We start from the raw sequence: 20,249 nt of genomic DNA on the forward strand, positions 1-20,249 counted from the left end.
TTATCGGATATGGCGATTAGTTAGAAAGTACAACGCGCGCATTTAGCGGTTGCAGCGGACGATTGTTTTGTCCCATGACTTCCATCAGTTTCGCGGCTTGATCTTTGGATAAGGTTTGAGTGTCTTTAAGCACAAACCAGCGCACACCTTCTGAACATGGCGGTGTGGTTAAAGAGCCGTTAAATCGATAGTAGTTTGCAGTTTTTGGCAGTAAGTCGTTAATCTCAAAAGTATCTTTAAAGAAGGTGGTTTGATTCTCTTGTGGGATTGCGTTGATCAGTTTAGACAGCGCTGCGTTTTGATCGCCAGCATCAAAGATCACCGAAATTACCGCCAACTCGCCGTCTGCGTTGGCGTGTACAAAGTGCGCTTCAAGTGGATACTGGCGGCCTTTGATTTGGTTTTCTGAAGGTGTGTGGAAATGGAACTGTTGCAGCTCGAACGTCTCGCCATCAATGGTGAAGCTATTACGTCCGTTCACTTGCGCTTGCAGCGTATGACCATTGTTGGTTAAACCAATGACCTGACCAGTGTACGAAAGGTTCAGTGCTTCCAGTTTTGCATCGGCTGGGTTGTCGATGTTGATTGGGCTTTGGTTTTTCGTGGTTGCGCAGTCTTTGGCGATTTTTCCCCAGTGCTCTGGCCCGTGTTTGTCATTGCCATAGCCCCATTCCGAAGCCTGAGCTGCGCTTAGAGTGAGAAGTGAGAGTGAAAAAGCAAGTAGTGTTTTGTTCATAATAATGTCTCTGTTCGGTCGCTTCGATAAGCGTTGTTACAAGGCAATGACCTAGAGGTTTGATCACTGCCTGACAAATTAGAAACGGTGGCTGAGCTGGGCACCAATTAGGAACGCATTTGAATGGGTCACGCCCGTTACCATCGGTGCAGGAACATCTTCATACGCGTACTCTTCTACGTTGACATCTTCACCAATCAAGTACGTCATGCCGATGTCAACCGTGGTATCTGATGACCATTGGTAAGAGGCCCCCGCAGATAACCAGTGACGGTTCGAATCTGGAATAGAAAGCGAGGTCAGCTCATCGACAGGTGTTTTGTCGAACATGTAACCCGTGCGAAGTGTCCAACGTTCATTGGCGTACCAAGTCGCACCGATGGAGTAGTGCGCGGAGTCTTGCCACTGAAAATCTTTTAGCAACTGATCATCAGCTTTCAAGCTGTCAAATGCTGACCAACCAATCCACTGCACAGAATAGTGCAGGGCAAATTTAGGTAAGACGCGGTGATAACCGGAAAACTCCGCAATATCCGGTAGCGGCATAGCAAGTGAGTCGTACGATTCGCCAGCAAAGTGGATGTCACCCTTGGCATCGATGTTAGGGCTGTGCTTGTAGCTTAAACCTAAGCGATGACGTTCGTTAAACTCGTACATCATGCCAATGTTCGCGCCAAGCCCAATGCCGCCAGCTTCCACATCAAGTGCGTTGCCTTTTACGGATCCACAGCGTTGTTCTAGTTCGTTTCCAAGTATGTTCCCACCAACGCAAACACCCACGTCCATATCGCGGTACAGCTCACCAGAGCCGTAAATCACATCAATACCACCACCGATACTAAAACGGTCGTTCACCTTGTATGCCAAGCTTGCGCCAAGGTTGACACTCGCTACGCTGGTGACACCGCCAAAAACAGGTGCGCCATAGTTTGGTTTAAACTCCATGTCGGTTCCGAAGTTGGAATATGCCGATAAGCCTAGATACCAGTCGTCGTTGATAGGGTGAATAAAGTAAAAATTGGGTACAACGGCTGGTTGACCAACGCCATCGACGTCATCAATGTCGGTCACGGTTTGAGAGAAGGACGGGGTAATGTCAACTTGAGGGGACGGAGGAAAACCACCCATACCAACATTGACATCCGCATTAATGTTAGCTCGATGATATTGCGCATTTTTAACGGTAACGTCAGGTTTGACGTAAGTGACACCGAACGATAAGGCATTTTGTTTAAACAGCGTCATCGCTGCGGCGTTGCGGCTGATTACAGACGCATTATCACCAATGACGGCATCACCAGCAAAAGCACGACCAAGACCCGTCGCAGAATGTTCGTTAATTTGAAAACCACCGGCATACGCCGTCGAGGAGGCTAACCCGATTAATAAATAAATCGGTGAAAGAGTTAATTGTCGCTGCATGTTTTTCTCATGAATTAATTAGAAGTTGTATTGCAACTAAAATTAGTAAAATAAACAAATCTGACCAGTGTATTTAAGAGTAAAACTAACAGTGTGCTGACAATAAGTAAATTTAACTTAATAAATATTTATTGTTGAATTTATTAATGCTTCATGGCGTGAATATAGTAGTTATTTAAGTGTAAATTAAACCCTGAACCTCTATTTTTATTTTTGCGGTATTACTTCTCTATTTTTATTGTGCTGACTTTTCCCTAACAAATAGAGGGAAATCCAGCGATAAAGTGTCCGTGATGGAAACTCTGAGTCATTTGTATTTCCATTGCATCCCAACGTTGGTAGTTCGAATTAGCAAGAGAACTATCGTTTTAAACCCACATGACACACCCCTCTCGGTCTTACCTGTGTTATGTGGGTATTTTTTATTTAACTTGTCACTTAACTCCTCTTTAAATTCAATCATCAAAATGGCCATCATGAAATTTAAATTAATGGAATGTTGAATAATTTTGGATTTTACTGGTTTGTTAGTATTTAAAAGTTTTGTTTATAATACTTATAACTTGAATTTCTATATTAAAGATGGTCTTTGTTATATGTATTGAATGATAAAGTTTTGAAGTGACTATAATATCTCTGATTTTTCACGTTAGTGAAGTTATTCATTCAGTTTCTTGACGTTAATTTACCTATCTTTACGTCTCGTACCCTGTACGGCTAAGAAAAATAGCAGTATAAAATCAAAACGATTATTTACTTCACTCCTGCTATGAAACTCAATAAAAAATGGCTCGTTTTGTGTGGCCTACTTACTATTGGTGCTGGTGGTTATCATTATCTGCAACGTCCAGAACCCATTTCTCCTTACGCGACAGAAGTCGTTCGCAAAGGCAATATCGAAAAGGCGGTATTAGCCAACGGCATGTTGCAAGCGTCCAAATTGGTGAATGTAGGTGCGCAAGTATCTGGGCAAATTCAACGCCTCGCTGTGAACTTAGGGGATGAGATCAAACAGGGAGATTTGATTGCACAGATTGACAGCCTGACTCAGCAAAACAGCCTCAAAGAAGCCCAAGCGTCTCTTAATAGTCTCAACGCTCAGTACCAGGCTAAGCAAGCGCAGATTAAACAAGCAAACTATGAATACGTGCGCCAAAAAGGCATGTTGGCAGCGAAAGCGAGCTCACGAGCTGATTACGAGAATGCCGAAGCGACGCTCGCCATCTACAAAGCCGAGTTAGCGCAACTGGATGCCGAAATCGAGAAAGCCAAAATCAACGTCGACAATGCGCAGTTAGATCTCGGTTACACCACCATCAACGCACCGATGGATGGCACGGTGGTCTACACCGCGGTGGAAGAAGGACAAACCGTAAACGCCAATCAAACCACGCCAACTATTATCGAGTTAGCTAAGTTAGATACGATGACAGTGAAAGCCGAAATTTCGGAAGCAGATGTGATTTTTGTTCACCCCGGCCAAACGGCGCTGTTCACCATTTTAGGCAAACCGAATCAGCAGTTTAAAGGCACATTGCGCGCCATTGAGCCGGGGCCAACCATCATGGATGGCGATGACAGCGATTTGAGCATTTCAGATAGCGACGCCATTTACTACAACGCTGTATTTGATGTGAAGAACCCGCAAGGTATTTTGCGCATCGGCATGACTGCGCAAGTTTCGATTGTCCTTGAGCAATCGGAAAATACCTTGATTGTCCCTTCACAAGTGCTGCAAAAATCTGGCGGCAAAGGCAACTATACCGTGCCAGTGCTTGAACAGGGCCAAGTGGTGCAAAAGCCCGTGACAGTGGGTATTAACAACAAAGTGAACGCAGAAATTCTCTCAGGTTTGAAGGAGGGCGACCAAGTTGTTCTTGGCAATGCTATGGATGGAGAATCATCAAGCCGAGGTGATCGTCGTCGACCTCCAATGAGGTTCTAAGATGAGTGACGTGCTTTTAAAAGTTGAGGATTTAACTCGACGATTTGTCTCTGGCGACGAGTCGCTTACCGTGTTGAACCACATTAATTTAGAGATAAAACGCGGTGAAATGGTCGCGATCGTGGGTGCATCGGGCTCAGGGAAATCGACGCTGATGAATGTGCTCGGCTGCTTGGATAAACCGTCCAGCGGTCGATACTTCATTAATGGGCAAGATGTCTCGACGTTGGAATCTGATCAACTGGCGGAACTGCGCCGCGAGTATTTTGGCTTTATATTCCAGCGTTACCATCTGCTGGGGGATTTAACCGCGGTGGCAAATGTGGAAGTGCCTGCGGTTTACGCGGGAGTTCCTCATCGTCAAAGAACGGAGCGAGCGCAGTCGTTATTGGCTCGCTTAGGGCTGGAAGATCGTTTGACTCACAAGCCCAGCCAACTAAGTGGTGGCCAGCAACAGCGCGTGAGTGTTGCTCGTGCACTGATGAACGGTGGTGAGGTGATTCTCGCTGATGAGCCCACTGGCGCATTAGACAGTCACAGTGGGCAAGAGATGATGGCACTGCTTAAAGAGTTGCATCAACTTGGGCATACTATCATCTTAGTGACTCATGATATGAACGTGGCGAACTTTTCGGATCGCATCATTGAAATCAAAGATGGTGAAATCATTGCAGATACGCCAAATGCACAAGTTGTAATCAATGAGCAAGCAGCAAAGACACCGAGCGCGTCTTTTCATCGCCCAGCGCAAGCCGCCAGTAAGTGGTGGAAGTGGGACAGTTTTATTGACGCGCTAAAAATGGCGCTGCTGGCGATGTCTAGCCACAGAATGCGCACGTTTTTGACCATGCTCGGCATCATTATTGGTATAGCCTCGGTGGTTTCCGTGGTGGCCCTAGGTAATGGTTCACAACAGCAAATTTTGTCGAATATTTCATCCATGGGAACAAACACCATTGATGTCAGGCCGGGCAAAGGGTTTGGTGACCGCCGCTCCGGACGAGTGAAAACGCTAACCGCCGACGATGCTAAATCGTTGGAGAGTCTGCCTTTTGTCGACAGTGTCACGCCGTCTTTATCCAACAGTTTAACCGTGCGGTACGCCAATCAGGATGCAACCGCGTCTGTGGAAGGGGTTGGGGAAGATTATTTCCGTGTGCGCGGTTATGAGATCGCCAAAGGTCAGTTTTGGGATGAAGAGAGCGTGAACTCACTCGCGCAAGAAGCAGTGATTGATGACAACACTAGAAAGGAAATGTTTGCGGATAGAAATCCGATTGGTGAAGTGATTTTTCTAGGTTCATTGCCAGTGCGTATTGTGGGTGTCACGCAGAAAAAAGAAGACGCGTTTGGCAACAGCGACGCGCTGAAAATTTGGGTGCCATACACCACCATGTCGGGACGAATGATGGGACAACGCTACCTCAATGGCATTACTGTGCGGATTGATGAGAACGCCCCAAGCGCAGCGGTAGAACAGAGCATCATCAACTTGTTAAAAATGCGCCACGGTACAGAAGATTTCTTCACGATTAACACTGACACCATTCGTAAGAGCATCGAGAAAACCACCGCCACCATGACGTTACTGATCTCAGCGATTGCGGTGATCTCCCTAATTGTCGGAGGAATTGGCGTAATGAACATCATGTTGGTGTCGGTGACAGAGCGCACGAAAGAGATCGGTGTGCGAATGGCAGTGGGGGCGCGGCAAGCGGATATTTTGCGTCAGTTTTTGATTGAAGCGGTACTAGTGTGTTTGTGTGGTGGTATTGCTGGTATTGGCTTGGCGTTTTTGATTGGTTTTGCATTCAGTACATCTGGCAGCAGCTTCCAAATGATTTACTCAATGAACTCGATCATCTGGGCGTTTATTTGCTCAACGTTGATTGGCATCGCTTTCGGCTTTTTACCCGCTCGCAATGCCGCCAAACTCGATCCGATAGAAGCGCTAGCGAGAGACTAAAAATGAGTAACACAATGAAATTCAAAACTCGATTGGTCGCGGCTGCCTTAAGCGCAGTGTGGTTGTCAGGTTGTGGTTCGCTTATGCGTAGCGACTATCAAGCTCCTGAGGTGCAAGTGCCTGCAAATTGGCAACAGATGCATGTTGCGGGTGATGTCAGTATGGATCCTTGGTGGTTGGCGTTTAACGACCCAACTCTTAATCAATACATTACTCAGGTGTTGGCTCAAAATAACGATTTGACGCTGGCAACGCTAACGCTAAAGAAAGCGCGTTTACAGCTGGGTTTAGCGCAAGATGACCTTTTCCCTACGTTGAGTTCTTCCACATCAGGACAAGCTCAAAAATCTCTTGATAGCGGGGAATCGGCAGATAGTTACAGCACTAACTTATCCGTCAATTACGAGTTGGATTTATGGGGAAAAATCTCGGCAGACGTTGACCAAGCCAAGTGGTCGGCGATGGCAAGTCAACAAGATCGCGAGGCGACCGCACAAAGTTTGGTAGCAACGACGGCATCGCTATATTGGCAAATCGGCTATCTGCAACAGCGCTTAAACCTCAGCCAGCGTAATGTGGTAGACGCAGCTCAAACGCTACAATTGATTGAAAAACAGTACCAACTTGGCGCTGTGGATCAGTTAGATGTGCTTGAAGCCAAACGTACGTTGGCAAGCTTACAAGCGCAGCAAAGTGAGTTTGAACAGAGTTTACTTGAGGCAAACAACGCCTTTGCGATTTTGTTCAATCAACCGCCGAAGAGCATCAGTGCAAACATCCAAATGCTGCCTGAAGGCGATATGCCATCGTTGAGTGTTGGTGCTCCGTCTGATTTATTGATCCGCAGACCCGACATTAAAGCCGCGATTTATGACGTCAAAGCCGCGCTAGCAAATAAAGACGCAGCAGATTTGGACTACTTGCCTAAGCTGACGCTCACTGGGGCTTTGGGGGGATCGTCACAAGCGCTCAAAGACCTGCTTTCCAACCCGATCGGCAGTTTAGGTGCGGATATGACGCTACCGTTTTTGCAGTGGAATGAGATGAAAAACAGCCAAGCCATTGCCGATTTAGACTATCAATCGGCCATTGTGAGCTATCGCCAAGTGTTGTACGCCGCATTCCAAGATGTCGAAAATGCCTTGTCAGCACGCGAAAAATTGAAGTATCAGGCGGCGCGTTTACAAGAGCAATATGATGCCGCAAGTGCCGCTGAGTCCATTTATGCTGCGCGGTATCAGTATGGCTCGACGTCGATCATGGACTATTTGAATGCACAAGAAGACACCAGAAACGCGCAAGCTTCTTTGTTGGAGAACCGTTACAACCAGTTTCTCACTCAGGTTACGCTTTACCAGTCTTTAGGAGGAACCGACGTTGCGCCGTTGTAATTAGGGGTCAGCTCACACTAGCGAAGCGCCATGCAACAAAGCCTTTTTTGAAGGTATTACTGGTCCCATCAATGGGACCAGTAATAAAAGCTTAAGTTACTTGGCGAACTTCTTGAAAGGTGCATCAACCGGGGTGTCAGCTAGGTGATTGGTGTAGTTACTCATCACTTTTTGCGCTAGACCAAGTACAATTTCAAGCAGTTGCTGCTGTCCGTAACCCGCCGCAAAGAATTTCTCTATCTGAGACTCTTCCACTACACCACGTTGACGCACCATTTGAAGCGTTGTTTCTCGTAGTGTTTCAAGTTTTTCGTCTGCCAATGGTGTTTGGTTGACGAGAGCATCAACAATCTCCTGATCCACTTTCATTGACGCCGCGATCGCACTATGAGCAGGAACGCAGTAGTGACAACCATGTTCAACGTTGATGGTTTGCCATACGACGGTCAATTCTTCTGCGTTAAATGATGTTTGTTGAAATAGCTCATGCACAACTTGATAACCCTCAAGCAAGGTTGGCGCTTCAGCCATAACAGCATGAAGATTTGGTAGCATGCCAAACGCTTTGACTGAATTTTCAATCAGGTGCTTTAATCCTTCGGGTGCGTTTTCTGCGGTATACAGTTTAAATTCTGCCATGTTTAAATCTCCTGTAATTGGATATGAGCGGATTAGGCAAGAACAGGATAGTTGATTTTGAGCGGTCGCTCAATATAAAATTGAGCACATGTTCAAAATTGATAATTGCTCATGGCGAATACAAAGAAATTCCAACGTGATGAAGTGGTGAAAGCCGCCTCGGATCTATTCTGGAAGAAAGGTTTTCATGCAACATCTACACGTGATTTACAAGATAGCGTTAATCTGCGTCCTGGAAGTATTTATGCGACGTTTGGGTCAAAAGAGGGGCTATATTGTGAAGCGCTAAAAATGTACGTTGCGAACTTACAAGCCCTGTTTGAGTTGCATTTAGCTCAGAACACAACGGTTCTAGATGCAATAGAAGCTTTCGCGATTGATGTGGTTATCAATCAGCGAGACTCCAATCCCAGTGAAGTGTGCATGTTAGTCAAATCAGCAAGTGAATTTGCTGAGGATTTTAATGCGCTGCGCAATCAAACAAACAGCTTAGCAAACCAATTTGAATCTTTTCTTGCAAAGCTGTTTGAGCGAGCAATCGAGAATGGCGAAATTGAAGCTCAGGATACATTGCTTCTTGCTCAGTTGTTCCAGGTTCAGTTTACGGGTATACGAGCCTACTCATACCGTAGTGATGATGTAACCTTAAAGACGTTGATCTCTATTATGGTGGACAGCTTCCGCGGTAACGTATCAAAAACAGAACGCTGAATGAGACTGCTCAAAGTCAACGTCTCTAAATCAATGGCTTGAAGTAAGCGAGCTCAAAAAAACCGTTATCGGGGGGCGATATCGATAAAAAATGACCACGAAGCATCGTGGTCATTTTTATGCAGATTAACTTGCAATGAACAACAACGGCTTATTAAAAGCGAAACTCTTCTAAGTTATTGCTGCTTTCTAACATTTTTTCAGCCACATAACGATGCGTTGCTGTGGTTGGGTGAGTCACATCCCAGAACACGAACTTATCTGCGCCAGATGCTGCACATTCAGAACGTAATGAGTGAGTGTACATGTAGTCAACAGAGGATGAACGGTTGATGTCTAAGCAAGGGTCGCTTGCATTTACGAAACCGTGTTCTTCTGGTGCCGAGGTTAACTTCTCAAACAGTGCGTGTGTATCAAACAATGCGATGTTGTAGCCTTGGGCTTTGTAGTACATCGCTTGTGCTTTGATGAACTCGTTCATTTTCAATACTTTCGCACGAATCGTTTCAATTTCTTCCTGTGTTGAGTATTTGAACTGTGGTGCTTTGGTTGCATCTGGCAGTGTCATCAACATGAAGTTCTTCGCGCCAGCGTCTGTTAAACGAATCAGAGCTTCAGCGTAATCCGCTTTTACTTCCGGCACGCTACGGTTGTAGTTCATGAAATCATTTAAACCAAACTCTAACGTAAACAATGTGTTAGCGGGGTTGTAGTTCTTCGCCAGCTTTGTGTAGGTTAAGTAAGAAGAAACTTGTTCGCCGACACCAGTTAGCGCGATGTATTGGTTTTCACCTGCTGCGCCACCAACTGCCCAGTTGTATAGCGGTAAGTTTTTGGCTTTAGCAACGTATTCCGTCCAAACAAAACCGTTTGAGAAGTGACCCAAGAACCAGCTATTCGGGTTAGGGAAGCGCCATTGGGACGCGTTAAAGATGTTGCCTGTATCAGACAAGCTATCGCCTAAAGCCACTACCTTGTTGATTTGATCTGGTTGCATTGCAGCATCATTGCTCCAGATCGTGTGGTTATAAGAATAACGATTGTCGGCAGCAAAAAAGGTAATGTCTGCGTTCTCGTTCGCTAGATCTAGTGTTTCCTCACAACGCTGGCGAATTACGTTTTGTGAGGTATTGGTGTAGAACATGTTTTTAAATGAAACAGAGCTCCACCAATAACCATCGATAGTGAAGTCACTACCATCTTGGTTTTTTGCCCATTTCCAATCGGTAGCCGCATCGTCCTTAGAGTGGCTCGTACGATACCAGCATCGAACGTACGTATAAGTTTGATTTTCTTGCGCGCTAACCACTTCAGCCGCAGAAACCATTGCTGGTGATAAAGTTGGCTCCTCTGCAATGGCGGAGGCAAGCGGAAGTAATGCAGTTAATAGTGTGATTGTTTTTTTCATCATTCACTCTTCTTGTAATGGTTATTGTTCCGAATGCGTGAATACGCTCGGCTATAACAGTATTTAGATGAGAATTTTTCTCACTAAACCTTCTAATTCTGAGTAAATGCTCAAGACAGTCAACAACTAAATATTCAATATTTCAGTTTTGGCACCACGGTCAAAAAATCCATTCAGCATAGCAATCGATTAAATGGGTGATATTTAGAATAATTACTCACTAACATTAATTTAACATTCACTTTTTGTTAATTAAGTAATTGCTTTATAAGGTTTTGTTTATGATTTTCAATGTTAACTTAAAGTGTTTATTGAATGATCTTTTGTACAAATTTGTATATTCATGAAACAAATTGTTTGGCATTTTTGCTCTGTAAACTATAGCTGAAGCTCTCATGCAAACATCATGATGATGACTTTTCATGAGAATATAGTGAATAAAAATTAGCTCAAATAAGGAATAGGGCAAATGCACTACACAACAAGTAAAAAACAAGGCTTATTTTCGTTGTCTGCCGTAGCAATAGCACTGACCACTTCGATGTCAGCGTTTGCGGCTCCACCAATGGGATTTGATGAATCTAAGTTACCGACGAAGTACATCGTCAAATTCAAAGAAGATGCAGTCAGCCGTTCTTCAATGGGGGGTAACTCATTCTGGGGGCCACGAATCGCGCAGGAGTCTGTTCTAGAACAGGTGAAGGCACGTAAGGTGGAAAAACTGGGTAATCGCGCCATTTACAGCGTTGAATTGGATGGCGATGACTTAGAGCCGCTTCGCAACCGTAGTGATGTGGAATACGTGGAAGTCGATCCACCTCGCTATTTGCTCAGCGAAACGACCCCATGGGGATATGAAGCGGTTAATGCTCAACTGCTAGCTGACTTCAATGCGGGTAATCGCACTGTATGTATTATCGATTCAGGGTACGACATTTCGCACAACGACCTAAGCGGTAACCGCGTTGCTGGTACTAACGATAGTGGTACGGGATCATGGAGTGATCCGGGTAACAACAATGCCCACGGTACTCACGTCGCGGGTACGATTGCTGCGATTGCCAACACCGAAGGTGTAAAGGGTGTGATGCCAAACCAGAATGTGAATTTGCACATCGTGAAAGTATTTAACGAATCGGGTTGGGGTTACTCATCTGGGCTTGTTAAAGCAATCCAGACCTGTGCCGATAATGGTGCTAACGTTGTGAACATGAGCCTTGGTGGTAGTCAATCAAGCCGAACTGAGCAAAATGCACTGCAAAATATTTACGATCAAGGCGTTCTATTGATCGCCGCAGCGGGTAATGATGGCAATACAGCGCACAGCTATCCAGCTTCTTATGACTCAGTGATGTCTGTTGCGGCTGTTGATAATCAAAATGATCATGCAGCGTTCTCACAATCTACTAATCAAGTTGAGATCTCAGGCCCGGGTGTGGCGATCTTATCAACGGTTACGGTAGGTGAAGGTAAACTTTCTGATATTACCTTGAATGGTGTCAGTCAGTTTGATCGTGGGATTGTTCCTCACAATCGTTTGATCAATAACGGTTCTTCGTATGTTCCGGATCCAATCGCGGGTTCAGTAACGGCAACGCTAGATAGCTGTGATGTCTCTGGCGGTAACTTTAACTGTGGTGATATGTCGGGCAAAATTTGTTTGACTGAGCGTATCGGCAACCAGTCTTCAGGAAACTACCCTGAAGTAGATGCGGTTCAGGCTTGTTACAATGCGGGTGCGCGAGCTGCAATCGTATACAGCAACTCTGAACTACCTGGTTTACAAAACCCTTTCTTGGTAGACACAAACAACGCTTATCGTATGGTTTCGGTAACGGTTGATCGTGCATTTGGTCAAGAGCTATTGGGGTATGTTGGCCAGGAAATTACTGTTGCAACAACCTCTGGTGAAGATTACGAGTACTACAATGGTACATCAATGGCGACACCGCACGTAACGGGCGTAGCTGGCTTGGTGTGGAGTTACCACCCAACCTGTACAGCAGCGCAAGTACGTAATGCCCTAGTGAAAACTGCAACAGATATTGATGTTGCTGGTCGAGACAACCGTACTGGTCACGGCCTAGTTAATGCTGAAGCGGCGAAGCTGTTCTTGGACGCTGGCTGTAATGGACCTGATGGTGGTAGCTCTTCGGACTCTAGCTTCTCAAATACCAGCCCTGTTGCGATTCCAGATAATAAATCTTCTGGCGCAATCAGTGCAGTAGAAGTCGATCGCTCTGGTGATTCAGGCACAGTAAGTATTGACGTTGATATTAGCCACACTTACATCGGTGATCTACGAGTGACTTTAACGTCACCGACTGGTGGAGAAGTTGTACTTCACAATAATACTGGCGGCAGCGCTAACGATATAAAAAACACGTTCCAAGCGGATTTTTCTGGTTTTGAATCGCAAGGTACATGGGAACTAAAAGCGGTAGACAATGCCAGAAGAGACACAGGCACCATCAACAGTTGGACTCTGACCTTTCAATAAGGAGTGACTATGAAGAAGTTGACCTTACTTTCTTTGTCTGTGGTAGGCGCTACCGCACTATTGGCAATCGGACTGAGCTCAAGCAGCTTGGCAAACAATCAAGGATTTCCTCTCGTGGATGAACGCCAAGATCAAGCCGAGCAGCAACCTGCGCGTTACTTTGTTAAGTATCATGAAGGAAAAGAGAGCGAAGTGAGAGCGCTTCTTCGTCAGCACAACATTGAAGTGGTCGACGCTCTGGTGAAACAACACGTGTTGGTTGTGGTGGGTGAACAGGCGGAAGTCGATAAGCTCGCCGCTCACGATGCGGTCGAATACACTGAGCAAGAGCCGACAAGAAAGCTGCTATCTAACGGAACTACGCTTCAATAAGCCAAACTTTCTAAGATAGTGCCAAAAAGAAAAACGCCCCTCACGTGAGGGGCGTTTGTTTTCTTTCTACGATTGCTTTCTTCTAAAGGTCGTCGTTTGCTATGACGAGATATTCTTGAAGATTGATGCCGATGAGCCTATGCGCGCATCAATCAAGTCAGTTATCAGCTAGTCATATTCAGACTAACTACTTAGCGAACAATCAGACCCAGTAGGATACCAACAGCGCCGAAGTCTGCGTCACTAAAGGTCGTGTTAGCAAAGCCTAGGTCACCAAGTACTGGCATTAGGAATACTGGTAGGAAGGTAATCAGTAGACCTTGTGCAAAAGCACCCAAGATTGCACCGCGACGACCACCTGTAGCGTTACCAAATACACCTGCTGCAGCACCTACGAAGAAGTGTGGAACGACACCAGGGATAATCACAGTAAGACCCATCACGTAAAGTAGGAACATGCCCAAAAGACCTGCTGCAAAGCTCGATAGGAAGCCAACCAATACCGCATTTGGTGCGTATGGGAATACAACCGGACAATCAAGCGCAGGTTTTGCGTTTGGTACTAGTTTGTCTGAGATGCCTTTAAACGCTGGAACGATTTCTGCGATAACCATACGTACACCTTGAAGGATAACGTACACACCACCGGCGAATGTGATGGATTGCATCAATGCGAACATGAACCAGTGCTTACCACCACTGACTTCGCGTACAAAGTCACCGCCAGCGAAGATACACGTCACCATAAAGATGATGCCCATGGTGAACGAGATTGCCACTGGCGTATCACGTAGGAACAACAAGCTCTTAGGTACGTTCATCTCTTCAGTAGAGTGTTCTTTGTTACCGAACTTGCTGCCAATAAAGCCCGCTAGCACGTAAGAAAGGGTAGAGAAGTGACCAATCGCAACGTCATCAGAACCTGTTACTTGCTTCATGTACTTGTGAGCAATCGCAGGGAAGAACACCATCACAGAGCCCACAACCAGAGAGCCAAGCGCGATCAGTGGAACACCTTTCATGCCGCTAGAAGCAAGGATCGCCGCTACCATCATCGACATAAATAGAGTGTGGTGACCTGTTAGGAAGATGAATTTCCATGGCGTGAAGCGAGCGATCAAGATGTTCACTAACATACCGAAGAACATGATCATCGCCATCTCTTTACCAAACGCTTCTTGCGCGATAGAGACGATAGCTTCGTTGTTTGGAACCACGCCAGTGATGCCGAACGCGTGTTGGAAAATCGTCGCAAAGTCACCCAGAGAAGTTACAACCAGACCCGCACCCGCACCAAGCACGATGAAACCAAGAATGGTTTTTACCGTGCCTTTAATGCACTCGGTGACCGGTTTTTTCTGGGCAATTAAGCCGATTAGGGCGATAAGACCTACCAGAACCGCCGGCTCTGATAGGACATCGTTCATTAAGAAACTGAAGAATTCCATAACGCCACCTTATAGAGCGCCAAGCTCTTGAAGTGCCACAGATAGACGCTCTTTCATTGCCACTTTGTCGACCATGTTATCAAGCGCAACGATGCGAGGTTCAACGCCAAGTGCGTTCAACTGTTCAACGATGTCGTTAGTACCGATGAAGATGTCACAATCCGTACCTTTTGTAGAACCTAGATCGATATGATCCACTTCTGCGTTTACATTCAATTCTTTCACGATGCCTTTGATGCTCATTTCCATCATTAGGCTAGTACCAAGACCGTGACCGCAAACAACCATAATTTTCATAATTCAGACCTTTTCTTTTTATAGGGGTGTATGCCCATTTTGAAGGGCACATCAGGAGTTAGTATTTTTCGATGATCGCGAGAACATCTTGTGTGTTTTGAGCGGAGCAGATGGCTTCTACATGCTCTTCATTCATAAACAACTCAGCCAGTTTAGAAATCGCATCCACGTGCGAGTTACTGTCTGTCGCGGCTAGCGTAACCAGCATTTTTACTGGATCGTTACCTTCAGAATCGAAGTTCACGCCGTTTTGAATCACCGTGATAGCAAGAGACAAACGGTTAACGCCATCTTCAGGGCGAGCGTGTGGCATTGCCATACCAGGACCTACCACGTAGTAAGGACCAAGCTCTTCGTGGGAGCGGTAAATAGCGTCCACGTAGCTTGGCTCAATCGCGCCATTTTCAATCAGTGCTTCACAGGATTTGCTCACCGCATCTTTCCAGTCAGTGGCATCAGAATGGATGCGAATCACATCAGAGGTAATCAGTTCACGTAGCATTGGATCTTTCCGGTTTGTTGTTTTGTTGATGGGTACTTTATCGATCAATTTGTCAGAAAAACCTGAGAATGATCACAAATGGTAGCGCTATCTGATAGCGCTACCATAAATTGTGATAGCGCTACCATTTTTATCAGTCATCCGAGTTTCATATGCTTGTGATCGACTTCTAATGCGCTAATATCAAAACCACTAAAACGCTGTGGTAAGATGTCGCGGCAGAAAATAGAGAACACTAAATAAGAACAATGAGCGAACCTCGCAAACGAAGAAGTACTGGCAATGTCACCTTGGCGGACGTCGCTAAAAAAGCCGGCGTAGGCACCATGACGGTGTCGCGAGCATTACGAACGCCCGAGCTAGTATCTGACAAGCTGAGAGAAAAAATTCAACAAGTGGTTGATGAGCTCGGCTATATCCCGAATAAAGCAGCAGGGGCTTTGGCGTCTGCTGAAAGTTACTCCATCGCTCTTATCATTCCTTCCCTGTTTGAAAAAGCGTGCGCGCTTTTCTTACCGAGCTTTCAACAAGCGTTGAACAAAGCGGGTTATCAGTTGCTGCTTGGCTACAGCGACTACTCGGTAGAGCAAGAAGAGAAACTGCTTTCGACATTCCTTGAGAGCCGCCCAGCCGGAGTGGTGCTGTTTGGTAATGAACACAGCCAACGTACTAATCAGCTTTTGGAAGCCTCGAACACGCCAGTATTGGAAATTGCTGAGTTAAGTTCGAAAGCCAGTTACCTCAATATCGGTGTTGACCATTTTGAGGTGGGTAAAGCCTGTACCAAGCATGTGATTGAGCAAGGCTTCAAAAACGTGGGCTTCATTGGGGCACGTGGCGATCACTCCACCTTGCAACGTAAGCTACACGGTTGGCAGAGCGCGATGATTGAGAACTACCTTGCACCGGATCATTTCTTAACCACCCACGAAGCGCCATCTTCACAATTAGGTGCGGAAGGATTGGCAAAGCTATTGCTGCGCGATTCAAGTTTGAATGCTCTGGTATGTAGCCATGAAGAGATTGCGATTGGCGCGTTGTTTGAGTGTCATCGCCGAGTGCTGAAAGTCCCGACTGACATTGCGATTATCTGTTTGGAAGGCTCTTCTATGGGTGAGCACGCCTACCCAAGTTTGACCTGTGCGGAATTCGATTACGAACGTATGGGGACGAAAGCCGCAGACAAGTTACTGCAAGCCATTAAAGGTGAGCCTGTAGAACATGCAACGGACATGGGCTTTAAGCTAAAACGCCGAGCGAGTACTGCGATCAACTAACCTCATTTGGTTAGAAACTAATACGTGATACAAAAAACCTCTCGATGCTGAGAGGTTTTTTATGCGTGAGAATAATGATTCTCTACTAAGGACGCTCACCTGCTGCTAGGCGACGTTCGATATCTGCAACCACTTCTGGGAAGTCAGCGATCGTATCGATAAGGTAGTGCGGCGAGCTCTTGAGCAGTTTTGCACGCGCTTTTTCACGAGCGGCATCAAGCGTTGCTTCGTCCGCGGCTTGGTATTCTTCAAACGTTAGACCTGCTTCGTTACCAGAAAGCAGCAAACCAACGGTCCACATACCCGCGTTGTGACCTTCATCGATGCCCGGTGCGGCGTCATCCACTTTGATACACGCATTAACATCGGTAACATTCAGCTCAATCACGTTTTTCAGTGCCATAAATGGTGCTGGGCGACCACCTTGCGGCAGGTCATCCGTTGCTACTACGTAATCCGGTTTGTAGCCGTAATCCGCAGCCACAGGAATCAGCACATCCATCACTTCGCGAGGGTAACCAGAACAAGAACCGATCTTGATGCCTTTGTCTTTCAGACCGTTCACAACTTCAATCGCATTAAGGATTGGCTCTGCGTGGTCAGCCACTTTTGCTTTTTGCAGCGGCATGAATGCTGCGTAGATAGCGTCGATGTCTTCGCTGGTCATTGAGCGACCAAACTTCTCATTCCAACGCTTATCAACCGCAGGAATGCGACCCACAGCTTGGATGTGGTCCCATTTACCAAGCCCCATTGGTTCACGCGCTTCTTCAAGATCGATTTCGAAATCAAATCCTTGCTTGAACGCTTCCACAAAGATACTGGTTGGTGCAAAAGAGCCGAAATCGACGATAGTGCCAGCCCAGTCAAAGATCACTGCTTGAATTGGTGAGTTGCTCATGTTCAATCCTTTTTCTTGCTTGCCAGAGCGCTTGCTTACACGTTGAAACGGCGCTCTGAATAAATTGGTTTTTGTTGAGGTCTATTGACCCTAAAAGTAGTTAAAGTCTTTACACACTTTGGCGATGGCTTCTTCGAAGAGCGCCAACGCTTCTGTTAGTTGTTCGCGGGTGATGATCAGCGGTGGGCTGAGTTGAATCACGTTACCTTGCGATACCTTGAAACTCACTCCGTTGTTGAGGCATTGGTACAACACAGCTTCCGCTTCGTCATACGCGCGTGCTTTGCTTTCGTGGTCGGTGACCAGTTCAATGCCCCACAACATGCCGATGCCACGTACATCACCAATCACTGGGTACTTGACTTTCATCTCTAGCAGTTTTTCACGCATGAACTGGCTGTCGGCTTTGGCTTTATCTAGCAAGCCGTCTTGCTCAATGGCTTCCATGGTTGCCAGTGCCGCAGCACAACCGATAGGGCTTTTCTCATGAGTGTAGTGACCCATGGAAATTTGCTCGGCAGTGTTGTATTTGTCTTTGGTTACCATGGCTGCGATAGGCACTAAGCCTCCGCCCAAACCTTTACCGATGCAGAGCATATCTGGCTCGATGTCGTAGGCTTGGTAGGTAAACCATTCACCGCTGCGACCCATGCCGTTAGGGATGTCGTCGATGATCAACATGACATTGTGTTTGTCACAGATTTCACGGATGCGTTTCCAGTAGGTTTTACTTGGCACTTGAACATCTGTGTTGCGAACCGCTTCTGCGATAAATGCGCCCACGCCGCCTTCTTTCTCAATCACGTATTCAAGGTAGTCGGCGTAATGCACGTCACTGCCGTCCGCGACTGGAAAAGCGCCACGGTAAGACACCGCTGGTGGAATGCGCTCAACACCTGCCATTAATGGTCCCATGCCTTGACGGAAACACGCTTCGCCACCCACTGAGATGGCATCTAGCGATGCGCCGTGGAAGGAATCCCACAGAGACACCACCTTGTAGTTGCCCGTGATGTGGCGTGCTAATTTAAGAGCCATGCCAACCGCAGACGTGCCACCCGGAGCAAAAAGCACGCGGTTCAATTCGCCGCCACAGATTTGGGTGAGCTTTTCGGCACATTCAATCGCGGTTTCATTGGTAAAACGACGTGGAGAAAACGGCAGTTTGGCAATTTGCTCTTGCACACGTTTAATCACATGCGGATGACCGTAGCCCAGCTGATGGACGTTATTGCCATGGAAGTCCATGTACTTTTTGCCTGTAGCATCTTGGATGTAGATGCCTTCCGCTGCTTCCAAGGTATCTAAGCAAGGCGTCGACATGGCTTGATGAAGAAAGACCTCGGAATCGCGCTTCAATAATGCTTGCGTGCGTTCGTCGTCCATCGACGCATTCCAAGCTTGGCGCGCTGGCGTCGTGTTAACATCGCCTTCGCTACGGAAATGAGTCGGTTTGATATTCTGAGTCATAACGCTCTCTCAATCAGAAGGCTGCTTTACGCAACTTGCCAGTACATTGCTTTTTCAATTGCACCGATTAAGCGCTCGATATCTGCTGGGTAAACTTCGCCAATGTTGCCGATACGGAAGCAATCTGCATTTGATACCTTACCCGGATAAATCACGAAGCCTTGCTCTTTCAAACGTGTGTAGAACGCTTTGAACTGGTAATCACTGTGCGTCGGAGAGTAGAAAGAAGTGATGATTGGCGAGTGAAGGTCATCACTCAGTAGTGGCTCAAACCCCAAAGAGCGCATACCTGCAACCAGTGTTTTCTGGTTAGTTTGGTAACGGTTATGACGAGCCTCAATGCCGCCTTCTTGTTCCAGCTCTAACAAGGCTTGGTAGAAAGCGCGAACCGTGTGCGTTGGAGACGTAAAACGCCATTTGCCGTGGTTCACTTCCATACAGTGCCACTGGTCGTAAAGATCAAGGCTCAAAGAACGTGCCTGACCTTGGCACTTTTCGAGTTCAGTTTGTTTTGCAATCACAAAGCCAAAGCCTGGTACGCCTTGGATACACTTGTTAGCAGAGCTGATCATAAAATCGATGCCTAGCTCAGCGATATCGATAGGAATGCCGCCAAAGCTCGACATGGCATCGAGAATCACTACTTTACCGTGTGCTTTTGCCGCAGAAGCAAATGCCTCAATTGGGTTGAGCATGCCAGTGGTTGTCTCACAGTGAACAATTGCCACGTGTGTGATAGCAGGATCCGATGCCAATGCAGTTTCCACCTCGTTCAAGTGTGGCTGTGATGTTTCGCCTGGAGAAACTACATGGCATGGAATATTTAGGTAATCAGCGATCTGAGCGATACGCGCACCGTAAGCACCGTTGTCGACAACCAGCAATTTTCCATCTTTGCCAATGGCGCTGCCAATCGTCGCTTCTACTGATGCGGTGCCACTACCTTGCATTAGTACGCTGGTGTAGCCGTCTTGCTCCGTCGCCAGTTTTACAAGCTTAGTGCGGATCACTTCTACAATGTCTTTGTTGTATTCATCATCCCAAGTACACCAGTCTTTTAGCATGGCTTCACGTACTGTTTCAGAAGTAGATAGAGGACCTGGAGTCAGTAGTAGGTATTCGTTTTTCATCTCGATTTCCATCAGAATAGGCTAATTGGTCTACACCAAATTTCAAGTTCACTCTAGCGAGGAAGAAAAGGGCAGTAAATAGGCGAATCTCCAATTTCATAAAACTTTAATATCCAGAAAATGGCGGATCAATT

Annotated in this window: 17 protein-coding genes; 7 read left to right on the top strand and 10 right to left on the bottom strand. The window is 46.4% G+C overall.

Features of this window, described 5'->3' with window-relative positions; all coding sequences use genetic code 11:
* Positions 1 to 16: 16 nt before the first annotated feature.
* Together R7E00_RS00405 and R7E00_RS00410 are read right to left on the bottom strand one after the other, a co-directional pair.
* Positions 17 to 736 (bottom strand): carbonic anhydrase, encoded by a 720-nt coding sequence (locus R7E00_RS00405; protein ID WP_053349369.1) that lies wholly within the window; start codon positions 734 to 736, stop codon positions 17 to 19.
* A gap of 78 nt (positions 737 to 814) precedes the next feature.
* Complete coding sequence (locus R7E00_RS00410; protein WP_213916598.1) at positions 815 to 2,158, bottom strand: OmpP1/FadL family transporter; 1,344 nt, start codon at positions 2,156 to 2,158, stop codon at positions 815 to 817.
* A 769-nt stretch (positions 2,159 to 2,927) separates the two neighbouring features.
* Here R7E00_RS00410 and R7E00_RS00415 point away from each other — a divergent pair.
* From R7E00_RS00415 to R7E00_RS00425, 3 genes are read left to right on the top strand one after another with little or no spacing between them, the layout of a single operon-like run.
* Positions 2,928 to 4,103 carry an efflux RND transporter periplasmic adaptor subunit gene (locus R7E00_RS00415; protein ID WP_132936967.1) on the top strand — a complete coding sequence of 392 codons (1,176 nt, stop codon included), beginning with the start codon at positions 2,928 to 2,930 and terminating at the stop codon, positions 4,101 to 4,103.
* Position 4,104: 1 nt separating this feature from the next.
* Positions 4,105 to 6,069, top strand: coding sequence for a MacB family efflux pump subunit (locus R7E00_RS00420; RefSeq protein WP_104976301.1), 1,965 nt, complete (start codon positions 4,105 to 4,107; stop codon positions 6,067 to 6,069).
* Between the two features lie 14 nt (positions 6,070 to 6,083).
* The gene (locus tag R7E00_RS00425) at positions 6,084 to 7,460 is read left to right on the top strand and encodes an efflux transporter outer membrane subunit (RefSeq protein WP_169644383.1); all 1,377 of its coding nucleotides are present in this window, start codon (positions 6,084 to 6,086) and stop codon (positions 7,458 to 7,460) included.
* Positions 7,461 to 7,556: 96 nt separating this feature from the next.
* Here R7E00_RS00425 and R7E00_RS00430 read toward each other — a convergent pair whose 3' ends face one another.
* Positions 7,557 to 8,099 (bottom strand): carboxymuconolactone decarboxylase family protein, encoded by a 543-nt coding sequence (locus R7E00_RS00430; protein WP_262606174.1) that lies wholly within the window; start codon positions 8,097 to 8,099, stop codon positions 7,557 to 7,559.
* A 111-nt stretch (positions 8,100 to 8,210) separates the two neighbouring features.
* On the opposite strand from R7E00_RS00430, the gene R7E00_RS00435 reads away from it, so the two are divergent.
* Entirely contained in the window at positions 8,211 to 8,810 is a 600-nt protein-coding gene (locus R7E00_RS00435; protein WP_213968640.1) for a TetR/AcrR family transcriptional regulator, read from the top strand.
* Between the two features lie 154 nt (positions 8,811 to 8,964).
* Here R7E00_RS00435 and R7E00_RS00440 read toward each other — a convergent pair whose 3' ends face one another.
* A complete protein-coding gene (locus tag R7E00_RS00440) occupies positions 8,965 to 10,221 on the bottom strand; it encodes a type 2 secretion system lipase (RefSeq protein ID WP_017819748.1) in 1,257 nt (418 codons plus the stop codon).
* 466 nt (positions 10,222 to 10,687) lie between these two features.
* On the opposite strand from R7E00_RS00440, the gene R7E00_RS00445 reads away from it, so the two are divergent.
* Together R7E00_RS00445 and R7E00_RS00450 are read left to right on the top strand one after the other, a co-directional pair.
* Positions 10,688 to 12,718 carry a S8 family serine peptidase gene (locus R7E00_RS00445; protein ID WP_005374094.1) on the top strand — a complete coding sequence of 677 codons (2,031 nt, stop codon included), beginning with the start codon at positions 10,688 to 10,690 and terminating at the stop codon, positions 12,716 to 12,718.
* Between the two features lie 9 nt (positions 12,719 to 12,727).
* On the top strand, positions 12,728 to 13,090 hold the full coding sequence (locus R7E00_RS00450) for an ATPase (RefSeq protein ID WP_213987145.1): 363 nt from the start codon (positions 12,728 to 12,730) through the stop codon (positions 13,088 to 13,090).
* 191 nt (positions 13,091 to 13,281) lie between these two features.
* Here R7E00_RS00450 and R7E00_RS00455 read toward each other — a convergent pair whose 3' ends face one another.
* Genes R7E00_RS00455 through R7E00_RS00465 form a run of 3 tightly spaced genes read right to left on the bottom strand, consistent with a single transcriptional unit; the run spans position 13,282 to position 15,337 of the window.
* Positions 13,282 to 14,538 (bottom strand): PTS ascorbate transporter subunit IIC, encoded by a 1,257-nt coding sequence (locus R7E00_RS00455; protein ID WP_005384349.1) that lies wholly within the window; start codon positions 14,536 to 14,538, stop codon positions 13,282 to 13,284.
* A 9-nt stretch (positions 14,539 to 14,547) separates the two neighbouring features.
* Positions 14,548 to 14,835: a PTS sugar transporter subunit IIB gene (locus R7E00_RS00460; protein ID WP_258481930.1), complete on the bottom strand. Its 288-nt coding sequence runs from the start codon at positions 14,833 to 14,835 to the stop codon at positions 14,548 to 14,550.
* A 58-nt stretch (positions 14,836 to 14,893) separates the two neighbouring features.
* Positions 14,894 to 15,337: a PTS sugar transporter subunit IIA gene (locus R7E00_RS00465; protein WP_025768034.1), complete on the bottom strand. Its 444-nt coding sequence runs from the start codon at positions 15,335 to 15,337 to the stop codon at positions 14,894 to 14,896.
* Positions 15,338 to 15,585: 248 nt separating this feature from the next.
* Here R7E00_RS00465 and R7E00_RS00470 point away from each other — a divergent pair, with 248 nt between their 5' ends.
* Positions 15,586 to 16,614, top strand: a complete 1,029-nt coding sequence (locus R7E00_RS00470; RefSeq protein ID WP_005442357.1) for a LacI family DNA-binding transcriptional regulator — start codon at positions 15,586 to 15,588, stop codon at positions 16,612 to 16,614.
* A gap of 85 nt (positions 16,615 to 16,699) precedes the next feature.
* On the opposite strand, the gene phnX is transcribed toward R7E00_RS00470, so the two are convergent.
* The 3 genes from phnX to phnW form a co-directional block, all read right to left on the bottom strand.
* Entirely contained in the window at positions 16,700 to 17,515 is an 816-nt protein-coding gene (gene phnX, locus R7E00_RS00475) for a phosphonoacetaldehyde hydrolase (RefSeq protein WP_042523361.1), read from the bottom strand.
* Between the two features lie 90 nt (positions 17,516 to 17,605).
* Positions 17,606 to 18,985, bottom strand: a complete 1,380-nt coding sequence (locus R7E00_RS00480; RefSeq protein ID WP_042523359.1) for an aspartate aminotransferase family protein — start codon at positions 18,983 to 18,985, stop codon at positions 17,606 to 17,608.
* A gap of 26 nt (positions 18,986 to 19,011) precedes the next feature.
* Positions 19,012 to 20,115, bottom strand: coding sequence for a 2-aminoethylphosphonate--pyruvate transaminase (gene phnW / locus R7E00_RS00485; RefSeq protein ID WP_005432490.1), 1,104 nt, complete (start codon positions 20,113 to 20,115; stop codon positions 19,012 to 19,014).
* Between the last annotated feature and the right edge of the window lie 134 nt (positions 20,116 to 20,249).

Origin of the sequence: Vibrio sp. Vb1755, assembly GCF_033338635.1 — a bacterium.
In the GTDB taxonomy this organism is placed as follows: domain Bacteria; phylum Pseudomonadota; class Gammaproteobacteria; order Enterobacterales; family Vibrionaceae; genus Vibrio; species Vibrio alginolyticus.